Annotated in this window: 3 protein-coding genes and 4 tRNA genes; all 7 read right to left on the minus strand. The window is 57.1% G+C overall.

Going from position 1 to position 2,984, the window contains the following annotated elements; all coding sequences use genetic code 11:
- A partial coding sequence (locus ACC569_RS14355) for a ClpX C4-type zinc finger protein (protein WP_372524212.1) occupies nucleotides 1-137 on the minus strand: 137 nt, incomplete at its 3' end.
- A 143-nt stretch (nucleotides 138-280) separates the two neighbouring features.
- A complete protein-coding gene (clpP, locus tag ACC569_RS14360; protein WP_372524210.1) occupies nucleotides 281-910 on the minus strand; it encodes an ATP-dependent Clp endopeptidase proteolytic subunit ClpP in 630 nt (209 codons plus the stop codon).
- A 59-nt stretch (nucleotides 911-969) separates the two neighbouring features.
- The gene (gene tig / locus ACC569_RS14365; protein ID WP_372524211.1) at nucleotides 970-2,259 is read right to left on the minus strand and encodes a trigger factor; all 1,290 of its coding nucleotides are present in this window, start codon (nucleotides 2,257-2,259) and stop codon (nucleotides 970-972) included.
- A gap of 125 nt (nucleotides 2,260-2,384) precedes the next feature.
- A tRNA-Leu gene (locus ACC569_RS14370) sits at nucleotides 2,385-2,469 on the minus strand.
- Between the two features lie 142 nt (nucleotides 2,470-2,611).
- Nucleotides 2,612-2,687 (minus strand) — tRNA-Lys (locus ACC569_RS14375).
- A gap of 12 nt (nucleotides 2,688-2,699) precedes the next feature.
- Nucleotides 2,700-2,776: transfer RNA gene (locus ACC569_RS14380), tRNA-His, on the minus strand.
- Nucleotides 2,777-2,841: 65 nt separating this feature from the next.
- Nucleotides 2,842-2,917, minus strand: a tRNA-Arg gene (locus ACC569_RS14385).
- Between the last annotated feature and the right edge of the window lie 67 nt (nucleotides 2,918-2,984).

Below are 2,984 nucleotides of genomic sequence, written 5' to 3' on the forward strand. Positions count from 1 at the left end.
ACGCACTCGTCGCAGACAAACACGGAAGGCCCCGCAATCAGCTTGCGCACCTCGTGCTGGCTCTTGCCGCAGAAAGAACAGTACAGGAGCTTTTCACTCTTTCCATCGCCCCTGCCCGTATGGTTGTTGTCAGCCATCCTTAAACCTCGCTATCGATTAAGGATCTTTATAGTGCCTGCAAGGATGCGGGTTTCCGCCTAGGTTTGCAAGCTTTCAGACGCCTGTTCCGCCGATACTCTACCTTAAATCTATAGCATATCCTGCGGAAAGTTCACCTATTTTATACACGCTTTTCGATAACCGCGTCAATCAGGCCAAAAGCCTTGGCTTCCTCCCCGTCCATGAAATAGTCACGGTCGGTATCATCCTTGATTTGATCCATGGCACGGCCGGTATGGTTGACCATGATCTGGTTCAGGCGCTCGCGCACGCGCAGGATTTCGCGGGCATGGATATCGAAGTCCGTTGCCTGGCCCTGAAAGCCGCCCATAGGCTGATGCACCATCATGCGCGAGTGCGGCAACGCGAATCGCTTGCTCTTGGCGCCGCCGGTCAGGATCAGCGCGCCCATGCTGGCCGCCTGGCCGATACAGACGGTACTCACGTCCGGCTTGATGAACTGCATGGTATCGTAGATCGCGAGACCCGCATTCACCGCGCCGCCCGGTGAGTTGATATATAGGTGTATATCCTTGTCCGGGTTTTCGGATTCCAGGAACAGGAGTTGGGCCACGATCAGATTCGCCATGTGATCCTCGACTTGCCCGACCAGGAACACCACGCGTTCCTTGAGCATGCGCGAGTAGATGTCGTAGGCACGCTCGCCGCGACCGGTGGTCTCGATAACCATGGGAACCAGGCCCAAGGCCAGGGGATTTGCAGCGTCGTCACGTTGTCCAATGTCAGTCATTATGGGTTCCTTCATCGCGCCAAAATCGGCAATCTTCATTGGTAATCTATAGGACATTCCTACTGAAGGACAACATCAGTCTTCAGGAGTTCCTGGAAAGTCATGGATTTGTCTGTTACCTCGGCGGAAACCAGGAGATCCTCGACGACCCTTTCCTCCATCACCAGGCTCTCGATCTCGCTCAAGCGCTCCGGTTTCTCATAGTGCCACTGGATGAACTCCTGGGGTGACTCGTAATCCGCCGCCATCTCCTCGAGACGGGCGCGCACTCGCGACGGGTCCGGCACAAGTCCGCGGGTACGGATGATTTCACCCAGTATCAGCCCCAACGCCACGCGACTGCGGGCACGGCTTCCATAAATTGCCTCATCGGCCAAGCTTGAGCCGCTGGAGATATCGGCCGATTTCAAGCGCTGAACCTCGCTATCCAGCAGACTCTGAGGGACGTCCATCGGATTGGCATCCAGCAGCGACTTGAGCGCCCGGGTGCGCAGCACCGCGCGAGCACGGTTGGACGCCTCGCGCTCAAGATTGGTTTTCACGTCAGTACGCAGCTTTTCAACGCTCCCGTCCGCGACACCCAATTCCTTGGCAAATGCCTCGTTCACTTCCGGTAAAATCGCTTCGGCGACCTCATTAACCTTTACGTCAAAATCCGCCACCTGCCCGGCCAACAAAGAATGGCGGTAATCCGCCGGGAACTTGGCCGTGACGCTGCGCGCCTCTCCGCTTTTTGCGCCGACCAGCCCCTGTTCCAGACTCTCGATCAGCGTGCCGCTCCCGAGCACCAGCGGTAACGCGGTGGCTTTGCCGCCCTCGAATTCCTTGCCGTTCAGTCGTCCGACGAAGTCGATTGTCACGCGGTCGCCCAAACGCGTTTCGCGCTCGACCGGTCTCCAGGTGGCGCGCTGCTTGCGGATAGTTTCCAGCGTGCGGTCCACGTCCGCCTCGCTCACGGCCACCACCGGCCGTTCGATGCGGGCGCCGGTCAGATCGAAGCGTTTTACTTCCGGATAAATCTCGAACTCGACGGTGTATTCGAGCTGCTCACCGCGCGTTATCGTCTTGCGCTGCACACGCGGGTCGCCGGCCGGGCGCAATCCCTGGCTTCCGATAGCCTCATGCATCGTGGTCTGAATGAGGTCGCCGGCGATCTCATCCATCAGCCGCCCGCCATATTGGGCCTCGACCATCTTGAGCGGCACCTTGCCGGGACGAAAACCGGGCAGCTTCACCTGCTTCGATAAGCGTTGAAGCCGATCATTGAATTCCTTCTCCACCTGATCCGCCGGCACAGCCACCTTCAGGCGGCGCCCCAGCGTGCCGATGGTTTCAACCGAAACTTGCATTTGAAAACCCCGTTATCAAAAATATAAAGCTTGAAGCGATAGTAGTATTTCGGTAGGGATCATACCGAATTTACTGCGGGCAGGCCAAGAATTTGCGGCTTTAAGGCGAAAAAACCTCGGAATCGTGGTGCGAACGGGGAGACTCGAACTCCCACGGGTTTCCCCACTGGAACCTAAATCCAGCGCGTCTACCAATTCCGCCACATTCGCAGCAATCGTGTTGCTCCAGTATAGCGCTATCCAGTGTGGATCAAGCCGGAAAGGTCCTTGAATTACTGAAATGGAAAGCGCACGGAAGGTTCGAAACGGGCGAAGAGAGCTGTATCGCTTCACCCGTTCCTACCGGAAGAAATGGTGGGCCGTGGTGGGCTCGAACCACCGACCCGCTGATTAAGAGTCAGCTGCTCTACCAACTGAGCTAACGGCCCGGGTCAAAAAATTGGGGTGAGCGATGGGATTCGAACCCACGACAACCGGAATCACAATCCGGGACTCTAACCAGCTGAGCTACGCCCACCATAACTGATGATCAAGTCACCGGTTATTATACCCGCGAAGAATCTATCTGCTCCACTCGGAAATTGGCGCGCCCGGCAGGAATCGAACCTGCGACCCCCAGCTTAGAAGGCTGGTGCTCTATCCGTTGAGCTACGGGCGCCGGCAAAACGCCCGTCATTACATCCCAAGCGTCCCCTGCGCGCAATTATCAAAATTGGTCGGGGTAG

Origin of the sequence: Sulfuricaulis sp. (assembly GCF_041499725.1) — a bacterium.
Lineage (GTDB): Bacteria > Pseudomonadota > Gammaproteobacteria > Acidiferrobacterales > Sulfurifustaceae > Sulfuricaulis.

Coding starts and splice junctions, on each gene's coding strand:
- clpP (WP_372524210.1), bottom strand. CDS start 910: ATGACTGACATTGGACAACGTGACGACGCTGCAAATCCCCTGGCCTTG.
- tig (WP_372524211.1), bottom strand. CDS start 2,259: ATGCAAGTTTCGGTTGAAACCATCGGCACGCTGGGGCGCCGCCTGAAG.